We start from the raw sequence: 14,035 nt of genomic DNA, 5'->3' as shown, positions 1-14,035 counted from the left end.
ACGACGGCGAGGGGTCCCGCCGTCGTCCGCTTTGTCTTGCGCTCCCGGCGTTAGCGCTCGAAGCTGACCAGCTTCTGCTCCTGCCGGCCCAGCTTTTCGATGGCGATTTCCATCGTGTCCCCTTCGCGGAGATAGGGGAATTTGCCGGACAGGGCCACCCCCTGCGGGGTTCCGGTGTTGATGACGTCGCCCGGGTCCAGGACAAGGTACTGGGACAGGTGCCAGACGATGTGCGCCACGGAGAAGATCATGTCTGCCGTGGTGGAGTCCTGCCTGGGCTCACCGTTCACGGATGACCGCAGGCGCAGCTTTTGCGGATCGCCCACTTCCTCGGCCGGAACCAGCGCCGGGCCCAGGGGGTTGAAGGTGGCGCAACATTTGCCCTTGGACCACTGGCCTCCGGAGTGCTCCACCTGGTAGGCGCGTTCGGAGACGTCGTTGCTGACGGTGTAGCCGGCTATATAGCCCAGCGCTTCCTCCGGCGAGGCGAGGTACGAGGCGCGCTTGCCGATAACGACAGCAAGTTCAACCTCCCAGTCCACCTTCTCCGCACCCGGAGGGATGACCACATGGTCAAACGGGCCAACCACCGTGTTGGGGTGCTTGAAGAACAAGATGGGTACCGACGGCGGCGCATCCCCCGATTCCGCTGCGTGGGCCGCGTAGTTCTGCCCGATGCACAGCACAGCACCGGGCTTGGCAACCGGCGCTCCGATGCGCAGTGATGCGGCGTCCTCAAGTTCGGGGAGGCCGGATTCGACGGCGGCCCGGGCTTTGGCGATGCCGCCGCCGCCCAGGAATTCACCGTCGATGTCCACGGTGATAGAGCGCAGGTCGAAGTACTTCCCGTCCTGGACGGCTACCGGGATTTCCTGGCCGGGTTCGCCGAGGCGCATGAGTTCCATTGAATGTGTTCCTGTTCGCAAAATTTGTCTGTTGTAACGGTCGGTACTCGTGGTTCAGTGCGTGTAGGGCCGCAGCTTCTCCAGCGCCGGGTTCAACTCGACGCCGAAGCCCGGCGTTTCGGGGACCTTGATCTTGCCGTTAACGGGCACCGGCTCACCCAGCAGCATCGGCGAGAACATGGGCACCACTTCCTCCGCGGTTGGATGCATCATGAGGAACTCGGCGAACGGGCTGTTGGTCCGGGTCACGACGAAGTGGTACGAGTACACGGACGAACCGTGTGGGACGACGAGCGCGCCGGCAGCGTCTGCCATGGCTGAGATCTTGGTGAGCTCAGTGATACCCCCGCACCATCCGACGTCGGGCTGGAGGATGTCCGCGCACTCCATGTCCAGCAGCAGTTTGAAGCCCCAACGGGTGGCCTCATGCTCGCCGGTGGTCACCAGCATCTTGGGCGGAACCTGCTTCTTGAGCTTGGCGTAGCCCCAGTAGTCGTCCGGCGGGAGTGCTTCTTCGATCCATTTCAGGTTGTACTCGGCAGCGCCGTGCGCCAGGCGCGTGGCGTATTCGAGGTCCAGCGACATCCAGCAGTCCAACATCAGCCAGAAATCGTCGCCCACCTTCTCCCGCATGTCCCGGATCATTTCCAGGTTCTTGCGCAGGCCCTCCTCACCCTCGGCAGGCCCGTGGTGCAGCGGCATTTTGCCGCCAATGAACCCGAGTTTCTTGGCGACGTCGGGCCTGGCGCCGGTGGCGTACATGGTCAGTTCGTCCCTGACCGGGCCGCCCAGCAGGGCGTACACCGGCTCCTGCCGGATCTTGCCCAGGAGGTCGTACAGCGCCAGGTCCACAGCGCTGATCGCATTCAGCACCACGCCCTTGCGGCCGTAGAACAGAGTGGACTTGTACATCTGGTCCCAGATTTTTTCGATGTCCGTAACGCGTGCACCCTCGACGAACCTGGCGAGGTGCTTCTCCACGATGAAGGCGCCGAGTTCGCCCGCGGTGGTGACGGCGAAACCTACGGTGCCGTCGTCCGCCTCGATCTCGACCACCAGGGTGCCCAGGACGTTCAGTCCGAAGCTCTGGCGGGACTGCCGGTATTCCGGGTAGACGGACATGGGCGTGGCGATGTGGTCATCGATCCAGTGCCCGGCGTCCTGGTCGTGGTAGTCGGCTCCGCCGCCGCGCAGCGTATAGGCGCGGACGTGGCGGATGCGGTTTTCAATACTCATTGGCTGTTCCTTGCTGAATCGAGGCGGATCAATACTTTGCCGGCGGTGCCGTCCGCCGCGGCCAGCCCGGCAAACGCGGCGTCGGCGTCTTCCATGGGAACTTCACGGCTAATGAGCTCCGCCAATACGGGGGAACCCTGGTCCACCCAAGCGGCCGCATCGCGGAAGTCCTGGTTGTTGTAGCAGAAGCTGCCCACGATCTCCCGTTCTTCCGTGGAAACACGGTAAGCATTGAAGGCAAGTTCCGGGGAACCCATGCCAACCAGCGAGACGACGCCGCCGAACTTTGTCGCATCCAGGGCACCGGCAATCGTGGGTCTGATGCCGACAGCGTCCACGGTGGTGTCTGCGAGGCGTCCAAAGTGCGTCCTGACCTGCTGGTCCAGCGGACCCTCTGCAGGGTCGAGCGCGGTCGCCCCGAGGCGTTCGCAGAGATCCCGCCGGGCCGGATCCATCTCGGAGACCAGGACCTGCTCCGCACCTTCCTGCAGCGCAGCGAGGATGACGGACTGGCCGATCGGGCCGCCGCCGATGACCAGGACTCTCTGGCCCGGCCGGATCCGGGCGCGGCGCACCGCGTGGAAGGCGACCGCCAAGGGCTCGATCAGCGCTCCGTAAACGATCGGCGTCCCGGAGGACAGTGCCACAACGTTGGCAACCGGAACCGCCACCTGTTCCGCGAAAGCGGACACGATCGCGGGGTTGACCCCAATGACTGTCCGGTCCGGGCAGTGCTGCTGCTGGCCGGCGTCGCAGGCTTCACAGCGGTTGCAGCTGATAAGCGGGTTGAACGTCACCGGCTGGCCTACAGCCAGGCCGGAGCCTTCCGTCCCGGCTCCCAGTGCGGCAATGCGGCCCACTGTCTCGTGGCCCATGACCTGGCCCGGAACGCGGCGGCCGTTTTCGCCGGTGTATCCATGGATGTCCGATCCGCAGATGCCCGTTGCAACGACGTCGATGAGCACCTCCCCGGGACCGGCGCCGGGTTCGGCCCGTTCCGCCACAACAAGCTGCCGGAAGTCCTTGAGTTCGAGTACCCGCATCAGTGCACCTTCTCGGGGATGGGCTGGGCCAGCGGATTGGTGTCAACGATCTTGCTGATCCGGTGGCTGTTGAAGAGCAGGACGGCCCCGGCCATGGCCGTACCGGCCAGGAGGAAGAGCCCTGCGCTGGGGCCGAATGCGGCTTCCGCCCAGGTCTTGGCGATGGGGGCGACGAACCCTCCGAGGCTGCCGATCGAGTTGATCAGCGCAATCCCGCCGGCTGCGGCGGCGCCAACGAGCATCCCGGTGGGAAGCGTCCAGAAAACGGGCTGCACGGAGATGAAGCCTGCAGCGCCAAGGGAGAGTGCCGCGAGTCCCATCAGCGGGTTGTCCGTCAGTGCGGAAGCCAGGATGCCTACTGCTGCCGCGGTCAGGGACGCAGAGGCCACGAGACGGCGCTTTCCGGTCCTATCTGCCAGCCGGCTGAGCAGGAAGGTGGCGAGAATGGCGAATCCCCACGGCACAGCGGTCATGAGCCCGACGCCGAGCCCCACCTTCGCGCCCACGAGCTTGGCGATCTGGGTGGGCAGGTAGAACGTGACGCCGTAGACGCTCATCTGGATGGTGAAGTAGATGAGGCAGAAGTACAGCACCTTGGGGTTCGTCAGGGCGCGGAGGGCGCCCTTGGGGGAGTGGTCCGCTTTGACCCGGTCCTCGACATTGAGTGCTGCGATCAGGGTGGCGCGCTCGCTGCCGTTCAACCACTTCGCATCCGCCGGTCCGTTGTCCAGGTAGGAGAATGCCCAGATGCCCACGGCCACCGTGAGTGCGCCGGTGACGAGGAACATGAGCTGCCACCCCTGCAGCCCGCCCAGGCCGTCGAGGTCAAGAAGCATCCCCGAGAGCGGTCCACCGAAGATGAAGGCGAGCGGTGCGCCGAAGTAGAACAGTCCGTTGACCTGCCCCCTGAACTGGGTGGGAATCCAGTACGTCAGGTAGAGGATTACGCCGGGAAAGAACCCTGCCTCGGTGATGCCGAGGAGTACACGGAGGATGTAGAAGGCCCACTCAGTCTGGGCGAACATCATGAGTGCGGAGACGATGCCCCAGCTGATCATGATCCGGGCCAGCCAGATCTTGGCGCCGAGCTTGCGCATGAGGATGTTGCTGGGAACTTCCAGTGCTGCGTAACCGAGGAAGAAGATGCCCGCGCCCAAGGCGTACGCCGCGTCGGACAGCCCGGTGTCCGCCTGGAAGGATGCCTTGGCAAAGCCGAGGTTGGCGCGGTCCAGGAACGCCAGGATGTACATGAGCAGAAGGACCGGGATGAGACGGCGGGTGACGCGGCTGACGATCGGTGCCAGCGCTTGGCCGGTGGGAGCTGTCATTGGAAGTGACACACTAACTCCTCGTTGAGTTCATGAATATGAAATAGTGTTCACGAATGTGAACAAGCCTGAGTATGGCACAGCTCACAGAGGGGTGCAAGCATGGCGCGGTGCTACGCGGTGCTACGCGGAACGGGCGGAAATGTTGCGCGGGTTGTCCGAGTTGCGTTCAGCGGGAACGGTTAGATCTGGTTCCCGTACACCAAGGAGGGCGCGGATCTCCTGAGCCGCGGCGACCAGCGGGCTGAGTATGTTTCCGGGCCACCCCGCGTCTGTCCTTGCCGTCGGCATGGTCACGGAGAGCGCAGCGTACATTCCTCCCCCCGCCTTGCTGGTCAGGGGAACGGCCACGCAGCGGCAGCCCTCCAGGTACTCCTCGTCGTCAAGGGCAAACCCGGCACCTTTGGCTTGGGTCACCAGCGACTTGAGGGCTCCAATGTCCGTTACCGTCTTTTCGGTGAGCCTGGGCAGCGCAACGGACTCAAGGCGCCGTTCGGCTTCCTCGGGTTCAAGCATGCTCAGGAGGGCCTTGCCAATCCCGGTTGCATGAGCTAGCAGACGCATGCCTACGGATGAGCCGAGGCGCATGCCGCCTGGGGCCTGGCTGATCGCGATATAGACGTTTTCCACTCCATCAAGGAGCGCAAGCTGCACGGTTTCGCCCAGTGACGCCGAGAGCCGGTCCATGACCGGCTTGGCCACGTTGGCCAAGGTCTGGTGGCCGGTGTAGAGCTGGCCTACCTGCCAGGCGCGCAACCCCAGTGAGTATTGCTTGTTAGCGCTGTTGTGGTCGAGCCAGCCCGCGGCGCAGAGGGTATTGAGCAGCCCGTGTGCGCTCGAACGCGGCAGGCTCAGCCCTTCTAGAATTTCCGTGAAGCTGGCGGAGCCCTTACCGGCGACGAATTCGACCACGGTCAGGGCCCGGTCCGCCGACTTGACTGTCGGATTCCCGCGGTCTTCGGCCATCTTCTACTCCCCAGTGAGGGCTCGAGGGGCATAAAAGCCAATGCCCACAGTTCACATACTTGAATTGTAAGCGTCCCGGCAACTGCGCCGATCCGGTGTTGGTAGAGGCTCCGGTGCTACCGCGGACTCTTGTCGACGACGCAGAACCGGTTACCGTCCGGGTCGGCGAGGACCACGAAGTCGGGGTCCTCCGGGTAGAGGTCCCAGTCGACGCGCCGGGCGCCGAGTGAAACCAGCCGTTCCACCTCGGCGTCCTGGTCGTCGGCATACAAATCCAGGTGGATGCGGGGGTGCTCCTGGACCGGCGTCTCGCTCAGCATGAGGGCAAGCTGCGCTCCATGGCCGGATGCCGGCACCAGGATCACCCAGGTTTCGTCGCCGGGCTCCTGCGGGACGTAGCCGAGGGCGGCGTGCCAAAAGGCGGTTGAGCGGGCGACGTCGTTGACGCCGAGGACTGTGCTGCCGATGGTCAACATCCGCCCAGCCTAAACCCGGCGGGCTGAGCCTGTCTTGCCCCGGGAAGGATGCCGCGGGCAGCCCGGCTAGACTCGCCTGCATGGGGGACAACAACACATCTGAAGGCCGCAAATCACCGCACTCTGCCAGCCTGCTTGCCGCCATCGTGCCCATTGCAGGGCTGGCAGCGGTAGTAGTGGGCTGCCTCGTCGCATGGAGCAACGCGAACGCAAGCTTCGGCTGGTTCGCCTACGCGCCCCTGAGCAATCAACTTTTCAGCGGAAACGGCATCGCCTTCGTGACCCAAGGAACACAAATCGGGCTGGCCGTCGCCGGACTCGGGCTGCTGGTGCTGGCGTTCTGGGCTGGATATCGGATCGGCAAAAGGGCCGCCCCCTAAATAGGCACATGGGCTCCTGGGGCCAGCAGCAGTGCGAGGTCCTCGCCGCCGACCCCGGCAAATCCATTAGCTTCCTCTTCTCGGAGGGCGTGCGTGACACCACCATCACCTGGCCGCTCGAGCCGGTGGACGGCGGCACGGTGCTCCACCACGAACACCGGATTCCGCCTCGACACCCCCATGGGCAAGCAGGCCATTGAAGGCATGGGCAGCGGGTGGCCCGGACTGCTGGCGCGGATCGACGGGGGTCCTCGCCGGCGTCTCGTGACGCTTTGGCAAGCGCACGACGGCGGGCGTGTCCCGCCGTCGTGCGTCCGCCTTGGAGGGACGCGGATTTTGCATCCCGCCCCGTGACCCTGTATGGTGTGAGCCGTGTCACCCACCAGTGGCACGTGCTTATGATCTGCGGCGGGAGAGTCCTGCCGGTACGTTCTGCAGGCGCCGTAGGAGCAAATCCTCCCCAGGAATCTCTCAGGCCCACGTACCGCCGCGGCAAGGCAACTCTGGAAAGCAGTCCGGGCAACCGGGCTCACCGACGGTGCAAGTGGCGTCCCGCTGAACAGCAGGGCAATGCAAAACTCTCAGGTCCAATACAGAGCGGGGAGGAACCCGAATCAAAGTGGCACCCTTCGCCACCTGAATTATGGAGTTCCTCTCATGACGGTTCAATCGTCCCCAACCACCTTCGCTGACCGCCATATCGGCGCGCGCCGCCAGTCCGACATCGACACCATGCTCAAGGCAGTCGGCTACGACACCCTTGATGGCCTGGTGGACAGCGCGGTCCCGGATTCCATCCGCCAGGACAAGCCCCTCACCCTTGAGGGCGCACTGAGCGAAGTCCAGGTCCTCGCCGAGCTCCGCAAGCTCGCCGGCAAGAACAAGATGGCCGTGCAGATGATTGGCCAGGGCTACTACGACACCGTGACCCCGCCGGTGATCCGCCGCAACATCCTCGAAGCCCCTGCCTGGTACACCGCCTACACCCCGTACCAGCCCGAGATTTCCCAGGGCCGGCTTGAGGCGCTGCTGAACTTCCAGACCATGGTCCAGGACCTCACCGCCCTGCCCGTTGCCAACGCGTCGCTGCTCGACGAAGCCACCGCCGTGGCCGAAGCCGTGCTGCTGATGCGCCGGGCCAACAAGTCCAAGACCGCGAAGGACGGCAAGACCGTCCTGGACGCCGACCTCCTCCCGCAGACCATCGCCATCGTGCTGGGCCGCGCCGAGGCCCTCGGCTTCGAGGTTGAAGTCGCTGACCTCACGTCCGGCCTGCCCGACGGCGACATCAACGGCGTGGTCCTCCAGCAGCCCGGCGTCTCCGGCCGCGTCTGGGACCAGTCCGCCGTCATCGCCGAGGCCAAGGACCGCGGTGCCCTGGTCACCGTCGCCGCGGACCTCCTGGCCCTCACCCTCATCACCCCGCCGGGGGAGCAGGGCGCGGACATCGCCGTCGGCTCCACCCAGCGCTTCGGCGTGCCGTTGTTCTTTGGGGGACCGCACGCCGCCTACATGGCCGTCCGCGACGGCATGGAGCGCACCCTCCCCGGCCGCATCGTCGGCGTCTCCAAGGACAACGCCGGCGTCCCCGCCTACCGCCTGGCCCTGCAGACCCGCGAGCAGCACATCCGCCGCGAAAAGGCCACCTCCAACATCTGCACCGCGCAGGCGCTGCTGGCCATCGTCTCCTCCTTCTACGCCGTCTACCACGGCCCCGACGGCCTGAAGGCGATCGCCGAAACCGTCCACAACAACGCCCGCGCCCTGGCCAGCACGTTGACGGCCGCCGGACGCGAACTGGTGTCCGACACCTTCTTCGACACCCTCACCGTCCGCGTGCCCGGAAAGGCCGCCAAGGTGATCACCGCCGCCGAAGCCCGCGGCATCAACCTGCGCCTCATCGACGCGGACACGGTTGGCGTGTCCGTCGATGAAACCACGACGCCGGAGGTCCTCTCCGCGGTGGCGGTCGCCTTCGGCGCCGGTCCGGTTGTGTCCGGCGAGGGCTTTGAGCTGCCGGAATCGGTGCTGCGCACCTCCTCCTACCTGCAGCACCCGGTGTTCAACACCCACCGCTCCGAAACCCAGTTGCTTCGCTACATCCGCCGCCTCTCCGACCGGGACCTGGCGCTTGACCGGACCATGATCCCGCTGGGCTCCTGCACCATGAAGCTGAACGCCACGGCAGAGATGGAAGCCATCTCCTGGCCCGAGTTCGCCTCCATCCACCCGTTCGCGCCGGACTCCCAGACCGAAGGCTGGCGCGAACTGATCAGCGGCTTGGAAGCCGACCTCGCCGAGATCACCGGGTACGACCAGGTGTCCATCCAGCCCAACGCCGGCTCACAGGGCGAACTCGCAGGCCTGCTGGCCATCCGCGGCTACCACCACTCCCGCGGTGAGGCACAGCGCAACGTCTGCCTGATCCCGGCCTCGGCCCACGGCACCAACGCCGCCTCCGCCGTCCTGGCCGGCATGAAGGTTGTGGTGGTGGCCACGGCTGCCGACGGCACGATCGACCACGCGGACCTGGAGGCCAAGATCGAGGCCCACAAGGACGTCCTCTCGGCCATCATGATCACCTACCCGTCCACCCACGGCGTCTACGACGCCGACGTCCGCGAGGTCTGCGACGCCATCCACGCCGCAGGCGGCCAGGTCTACGTTGACGGCGCGAACCTCAACGCGTTGGTCGGGCTGGCACAGCCGGGCAAGTTCGGCGGCGACGTCTCGCACCTGAACCTGCACAAGACCTTCTGCATCCCGCACGGCGGCGGTGGACCCGGCGTCGGACCGGTTGCAGCCAAGGCACACCTCGCACCGTTCATGCCGGGCGACGCGAACAAGGCTGCCCATGAAGACGGCCACGGGGTCGCCATTTCCGCTTCGCGCTTCGGCTCAGCCGGTGTGCTGCCGATTTCCTGGGCCTACGTGAAGCTGATGGGCGGGCAGGGGCTCACCGAGGCCACCAAGTCCGCGCTGCTGGCGGCCAACTACGTTGCTGCCCGCCTGGACGAGCACTTCCCCGTGCTGTACACCGGCGAGACCGGCCTGGTGGCACACGAGTGCATCCTGGACCTGCGCGAGCTCACCGCCCGCACCGGTGTTACCGCCGAGGACGTGGCCAAGCGCCTCATCGACTTCGGCTTCCACGCCCCCACGCTGTCCTTCCCGGTGGCGGGCACCCTGATGGTGGAGCCCACGGAGTCCGAGGACCTTGCGGAGATCGACCGCTTCATCGAAGCGATGATCACCATCCGCAAGGAAATCGACCAGGTGGCCGCCGGTGATTTCACTGTGGAGAAGTCCCCGCTGCGCAACGCACCCCACACAGCTGCCGCCGTTGTCTCTTCTGATTGGGAGCGGACGTACCCGCGCGAGCAGGCCGCCTTCCCCGTGGCCTCGCTCCGCCAGGACAAGTACTTCCCGCCGGTAGGCCGCATTGACGGCGCTGCGGGAGACCGCAACCTGGTGTGCTCCTGCCCTCCGCTTTCCGAATTTGAGAACTAAGGATTTCCCGATGACCGAGAACTACACCGCGCTCTACGAGCAGCACAAGATTGCCGGCGCCTCCTTCACCGACTTCGGCGGCTGGCAGATGCCCCTGAAGTACAGCTCCGAGCTGGCCGAGCACCACGCCGTCCGCAACGCCGCCGGCCTGTTCGACCTCTCCCACATGGGCGAGGTCTGGGTCACCGGCCCTGACGCCGGCGCCTTCCTGGACTACGCACTGGCGGGCAAGCTGTCCGCCGTGGCCGTGGGCAAGGCCAAGTACTCGCTGATCTGCCAGGAAGACGGCGGGATCATCGACGACCTCATCTCCTACCGCCGTAGTGAAGACAAGTACCTGGTGGTCCCCAACGCCGGCAATGCCGCCGTGGTAGCAGCAGCGCTTGCCGAGCGGGCTGCCGGCTTCGACGTTGTTGTTGACGACGTGTCCGCCGAGACCTCCCTGATCGCCGTGCAGGGCCCGAACGCCGAGGCCATCCTGCTGACGCTGGTTCCCGCCGAACAGCACCCGCTGGTGACCGAGCTGAAGTATTACGCGGCCGTTGAGGTAGGCATCGCCGTCAACGGAGCTATCCAGGACCTGCTGCTGGCCCGCACCGGCTACACCGGCGAGGACGGCTTCGAAATCTACATCCCCAACGAGGACGCCGCCGGCCTCTGGGAGGCCCTCCTGGAAGTTGGCGCCGGCCACGGCCTCATCCCCGCCGGCCTGGCCTGCCGCGACTCGCTGCGCCTCGAAGCCGGAATGCCCCTGTACGGCAATGAGCTCTCCCGTGAAGGCAACCCGTACGCCGCTGGCCTGGGCCCGGTGGTTTCGCTGGCCAAGGAATCGGACTTCGTGGGCAAGGCAGTCCTCGCCGAGCTCAAAGCACTCGGTGCAGGCTCAACCTCCGGCCGCAAGCTCGTGGGCCTCAAGGGACTGGGCCGCCGCGCCGGCCGCAGCCACTACCCCGTCCTCAAGGACGGCAACGTCGTGGGCGAGGTGACCTCCGGCCAGCCTTCACCCACCCTCGGTTACCCGATCGCCCTGGCCTACGTCGACGTCGAACACTCCGAACCCGGCACCGCCCTGGACATCGACCTCCGCGGCAAGGCGGAACCCTTCGAAGTAGTGGCCCTCCCGTTCTACAAGCGCCAGAAGTAACGCTCTCTCACTTGATGTGCGTTTTCTCCAGACGCTCTCTCACTTGATGCGCCTTTTGGGCTGACGCTCTCTCACTTTTCACACACGAACCTAAGGAATTACACATGGCAAAAGTTGTTGCTGAACTCAAGTACTCCGCCGAGCACGAATGGGTTGCTGCTGACGGATCCGGCCCCGCCAACATCGGCATCTCTGCCGTCGCCGCCGAAGCCCTGGGCGACATCGTCTACGTGGACCTGCCCGAGGTCGGCTCCACGGTGACCGCAGGGGAGACCTGCGGCGAGGTGGAATCCACCAAATCCGTCTCCGACCTCTACGCTCCCGTCACCGGCGAAGTAGTGGAAATCAACGACGAAGTGGTCTCCGATCCCGCCCTGATCAACAACGATCCCTACGCCGCCGGCTGGCTCTTCAAGGTCTCCGTCACTGAAGAAGGCCCGCTGATGTCCGCTGAAGAGTACGCCTCAGCCAACGGCGGCGAGCTGTGACCGCCCCGGCAGACGTGACCGCCTTTGAACAGGTGGTGTCGCCGTCGCTGGACGCCAACCTCGCCGCGCTGGACCCGGAAATCGCCGCGAAGATCGACGACGAACTCACCCGCCAGCGTGACGGCCTGGAGATGATCGCCTCCGAGAACCACACCGCCGTCGCCGTGATGCAGGCGCAGGGATCGGTGCTGACCAACAAGTACGCCGAAGGCTACCCGGGCAAGCGCTACTACGGTGGCTGCGAACACGTGGACGTCATCGAGCAGCTCGCCATCGACAGGATCAAGGCGCTCTTCGGCGCCGGGTTCGCCAACGTCCAGCCGCACTCCGGCGCGCAGGCCAACGCCTCGGTCATGCACGCGCTGATCAAGCCGGGCGACACCATCATGGGCCTGAACCTGGCCCACGGCGGCCACCTCACCCACGGCATGAAGATCAACTTCTCCGGCAAGCTCTACAACGTGGTCCCCTACGGCGTCCGCGAGGACACCCACACGGTGGACATGGCAGAGGTGGAGCGACTGGCGCAGGAGACCAAGCCCGCGCTGATCGTGGCCGGCTGGTCCGCCTACGCCCGGCAGCTGGACTTCGCCGAGTTCCGCCGCATCGCCGACTCCGTCGGTGCGTACCTGATGGTGGACATGGCGCACTTCGCCGGCCTGGTGGCCGCGGGGCTGCACCCCTCGCCGGTCCCGCACGCGCACGTCACCACGTCCACCACGCACAAGACCCTCGCCGGTCCCCGCGGCGGCATCATCCTGACCAACGACGCCGACATCGCCAAGAAGATCAACTCGGCTGTGTTCCCCGGCCAGCAGGGCGGCCCGCTGGAACACGTGATCGCGGGCAAGGCCGTGGCGTTCAAGATCGCCGCGTCCGAGGAGTTCCGCGAGCGGCAGGAGCGCGTGCTGGCCGGCGCCCGGATCCTGGCCGAACGCCTGGTCCAGCCGGACGTCACGGCCAAGGGCATCAGCGTGGTGTCCGGCGGCACCGATGTGCACCTGGTCCTCGTTGACCTGCGCAACTGCGAGCTCGACGGGCAGCAGGCCGAGGACCGGCTCGCGGCCATCGACATCACGGTCAACCGCAACGCCGTGCCGTTCGACCCGCGCCCGCCGATGGTCACCTCCGGCCTGCGGATCGGCACGCCTGCGCTGGCGACGCGCGGGTTTGGTGAGGCTGCCTTCCGTGAGGTTGCTGACATCATCGCCGAGGCACTAACGGCCGACGCCGATACGGACCTTTCCGGCCTGCGTCACCGCGTCGAGTCCCTGGCAAAGGCCCACCCGCTCTACCCGGGCGTCGCACCCCTGTCCTAGAGCTGGCTGGCTTCGGGACCGGCGGACCGGACATTTTCACGCGTGCTGCTCCTTCGTCGCTTTGACGCACGCTTTCGAAAAGTCCGGCTCCGCCGGCCCCTGGCGGGTCCCTCGCCTGGTGAGGTGCCCTCGGAGTGGGCGGGGCATCCGGCAGCATGCGTCTAAGGGAGCGTCACGTCCGCTCAGCGGGCGTCTTCGCGACCGAGCATGCAGAGGATGTCCTGCCCGCTCCACCCCAACCACCGTTTAGTTAGGAATACCCGTCATGGCTGTTGGAGTCTTTGATCTGTTTTCGATCGGGATTGGGCCCTCGAGTTCGCATACTGTGGGGCCGATGCGGGCTGCTGCTGTTTTTGCGGAGGAGCTCAAGGCCTCCGGTGTGCTGGCGGGGGTGGCGTCGTTGCGGGTGGATCTTTATGGGTCGCTGGCGGCGACCGGTCACGGACACGGGACGATGACCGCGATCCTGTTGGGGTTGGAGGGGTTCCATCCGGAGCTGATCCTGCCGGATGAGGTGGAGGAGCGGCTGGCCTCGATCGCGGAGACCGGGATGTTGCAGTTGGCCGGTGCGGTGGCGTTGCCGTATGGGGTGAAGGATATGGTGCTGCGGCCGTTGACGGTCCTGCCGCGGCATACGAACGGGATGACGTTTACGGTGTCCGACGCCGGCGGCAACGTCCTGCACGCCGCCACGTTCTTTTCGGTGGGTGGCGGGTTCATTGTCCGTGAGGGTGAGGAGGACGCGGCGCTGCAGGAGCTGGAGGAGTCCAAGAAGGAGCTGCCGTTGCCGTTCCGGACCGCCGCGGAACTGCTGGGGCACTGCCGGGACACCGGCTTGGGCATCAGTGAGGTGATGCGGGTCAACGAGGAGGACAGCCGGACCCCGGAGGAGATCCGGGAAGGCCTGCTGCATATTTACTCCGTGATGGAGGGCTGCGTGGCCACGTCCCTGAAGCGTGAGGGGGTGCTGCCGGGCGGGTTGAAGGTCCGGCGCCGTGCCCCTGACTGGTACGACCGGTTGCGGAAGGAAAGCGCCCGCCCCGGCGTGGACGGCCAGGACGCCGGCGCCGGCTCGGGGGAGTTCCATGACCCGAAGTATTGGCAGGAGTGGGTTAATTTGATTGCCCTGGCGGTGAATGAGGAGAATGCCTCGGGCGGCCGGGTGGTCACGGCGCCGACGAACGGTGCGGCGGGGATCATCCCGGCGGTGCTGTACTACGCGCTGCATTTCGCGCCGGGG

The 14,035-nt window shown here is 65.9% G+C and carries 13 protein-coding genes and 1 riboswitch; of the genes, 7 read left to right on the top strand and 6 right to left on the bottom strand.

All coding sequences use genetic code 11. The annotated features are described in order from the left end of the window. Positions 1-50 precede the first annotated feature (50 nt). From FHJ30_RS17115 to FHJ30_RS17090, 6 genes are all read right to left on the bottom strand, one after another. The gene (locus tag FHJ30_RS17115; RefSeq protein ID WP_139030471.1) at positions 51-905 is read right to left on the bottom strand and encodes a fumarylacetoacetate hydrolase family protein; all 855 of its coding nucleotides are present in this window, start codon (positions 903-905) and stop codon (positions 51-53) included. A gap of 54 nt (positions 906-959) precedes the next feature. Further along, entirely contained in the window at positions 960-2,141 is a 1,182-nt protein-coding gene (rhmD, locus tag FHJ30_RS17110; RefSeq protein WP_139030470.1) for an L-rhamnonate dehydratase, read from the bottom strand. Continuing rightward, positions 2,138-3,184: a zinc-binding dehydrogenase gene (locus FHJ30_RS17105; protein ID WP_139030469.1), complete on the bottom strand. Its 1,047-nt coding sequence runs from the start codon at positions 3,182-3,184 to the stop codon at positions 2,138-2,140. Before FHJ30_RS17105 ends, rhmD begins: the two co-directional genes overlap by 4 nt. Then, positions 3,184-4,512 (bottom strand): MFS transporter, encoded by a 1,329-nt coding sequence (locus FHJ30_RS17100; RefSeq protein WP_139030468.1) that lies wholly within the window; start codon positions 4,510-4,512, stop codon positions 3,184-3,186. Before FHJ30_RS17100 ends, FHJ30_RS17105 begins: the two co-directional genes overlap by 1 nt. Before the next feature lie 123 nt (positions 4,513-4,635). Continuing rightward, complete coding sequence (locus FHJ30_RS17095; protein ID WP_139030467.1) at positions 4,636-5,478, bottom strand: IclR family transcriptional regulator; 843 nt, start codon at positions 5,476-5,478, stop codon at positions 4,636-4,638. 116 nt (positions 5,479-5,594) lie between these two features. Beyond that, on the bottom strand, positions 5,595-5,954 hold the full coding sequence (locus FHJ30_RS17090) for a VOC family protein (protein ID WP_139030466.1): 360 nt from the start codon (positions 5,952-5,954) through the stop codon (positions 5,595-5,597). Positions 5,955-6,034: 80 nt separating this feature from the next. Between FHJ30_RS17090 and FHJ30_RS17085 the strand changes: the two genes are divergently transcribed. The 7 genes from FHJ30_RS17085 to FHJ30_RS17055 all read left to right on the top strand — a co-directional run. After that, complete coding sequence (locus tag FHJ30_RS17085) at positions 6,035-6,334, top strand: hypothetical protein (RefSeq protein ID WP_139030465.1); 300 nt, start codon at positions 6,035-6,037, stop codon at positions 6,332-6,334. Positions 6,335-6,342: 8 nt separating this feature from the next. Beyond that, positions 6,343-6,534 carry an SRPBCC domain-containing protein gene (locus tag FHJ30_RS17080; protein WP_240793748.1) on the top strand — a complete coding sequence of 64 codons (192 nt, stop codon included), beginning with the start codon at positions 6,343-6,345 and terminating at the stop codon, positions 6,532-6,534. A 199-nt stretch (positions 6,535-6,733) separates the two neighbouring features. Next, positions 6,734-6,831, top strand: a riboswitch (glycine riboswitch). Between the two features lie 160 nt (positions 6,832-6,991). Next, positions 6,992-9,844 (top strand): aminomethyl-transferring glycine dehydrogenase, encoded by a 2,853-nt coding sequence (gene gcvP, locus FHJ30_RS17075; RefSeq protein ID WP_139030464.1) that lies wholly within the window; start codon positions 6,992-6,994, stop codon positions 9,842-9,844. A gap of 10 nt (positions 9,845-9,854) precedes the next feature. After that, entirely contained in the window at positions 9,855-10,988 is a 1,134-nt protein-coding gene (gene gcvT / locus FHJ30_RS17070) for a glycine cleavage system aminomethyltransferase GcvT (protein ID WP_139030463.1), read from the top strand. Between the two features lie 104 nt (positions 10,989-11,092). Then, a complete protein-coding gene (gcvH, locus tag FHJ30_RS17065; RefSeq protein ID WP_139030462.1) occupies positions 11,093-11,476 on the top strand; it encodes a glycine cleavage system protein GcvH in 384 nt (127 codons plus the stop codon). Next, the gene (gene glyA / locus FHJ30_RS17060; protein WP_139030461.1) at positions 11,473-12,795 is read left to right on the top strand and encodes a serine hydroxymethyltransferase; all 1,323 of its coding nucleotides are present in this window, start codon (positions 11,473-11,475) and stop codon (positions 12,793-12,795) included. Before gcvH ends, glyA begins: the two co-directional genes overlap by 4 nt. A 265-nt stretch (positions 12,796-13,060) precedes the next feature. After that, positions 13,061-14,035, top strand: a 975-nt coding sequence (locus tag FHJ30_RS17055) for an L-serine ammonia-lyase (RefSeq protein ID WP_139030460.1), incomplete at its 3' end; no start/stop codon positions are given.

Source organism: Arthrobacter sp. BB-1 (genome assembly GCF_006151685.1).
Lineage (GTDB): Bacteria > Actinomycetota > Actinomycetes > Actinomycetales > Micrococcaceae > Arthrobacter.
The sequence above is the reverse complement of the archived record's forward strand: the minus strand, read 5'-3'. Positions and strand labels throughout refer to the sequence as shown.

Excerpts from the sequence above, each read along its gene's own strand:
- FHJ30_RS17115 (WP_139030471.1), bottom strand. The coding sequence starts at position 905 with ATGGAACTCATGCGCCTCGGCGAACCCGGCCAGGAAATCCCGGTAGCC.
- rhmD (WP_139030470.1), bottom strand. The coding sequence starts at position 2,141 with ATGAGTATTGAAAACCGCATCCGCCACGTCCGCGCCTATACGCTGCGC.
- FHJ30_RS17105 (WP_139030469.1), bottom strand. The coding sequence starts at position 3,184 with ATGCGGGTACTCGAACTCAAGGACTTCCGGCAGCTTGTTGTGGCGGAA.
- FHJ30_RS17100 (WP_139030468.1), bottom strand. The coding sequence starts at position 4,512 with ATGACAGCTCCCACCGGCCAAGCGCTGGCACCGATCGTCAGCCGCGTC.
- FHJ30_RS17095 (WP_139030467.1), bottom strand. The coding sequence starts at position 5,478 with ATGGCCGAAGACCGCGGGAATCCGACAGTCAAGTCGGCGGACCGGGCC.
- FHJ30_RS17090 (WP_139030466.1), bottom strand. The coding sequence starts at position 5,954 with ATGTTGACCATCGGCAGCACAGTCCTCGGCGTCAACGACGTCGCCCGC.
- FHJ30_RS17085 (WP_139030465.1), top strand. The coding sequence starts at position 6,035 with ATGGGGGACAACAACACATCTGAAGGCCGCAAATCACCGCACTCTGCC.
- FHJ30_RS17080 (WP_240793748.1), top strand. The coding sequence starts at position 6,343 with ATGGGCTCCTGGGGCCAGCAGCAGTGCGAGGTCCTCGCCGCCGACCCC.
- gcvP (WP_139030464.1), top strand. The coding sequence starts at position 6,992 with ATGACGGTTCAATCGTCCCCAACCACCTTCGCTGACCGCCATATCGGC.
- gcvT (WP_139030463.1), top strand. The coding sequence starts at position 9,855 with ATGACCGAGAACTACACCGCGCTCTACGAGCAGCACAAGATTGCCGGC.
- gcvH (WP_139030462.1), top strand. The coding sequence starts at position 11,093 with ATGGCAAAAGTTGTTGCTGAACTCAAGTACTCCGCCGAGCACGAATGG.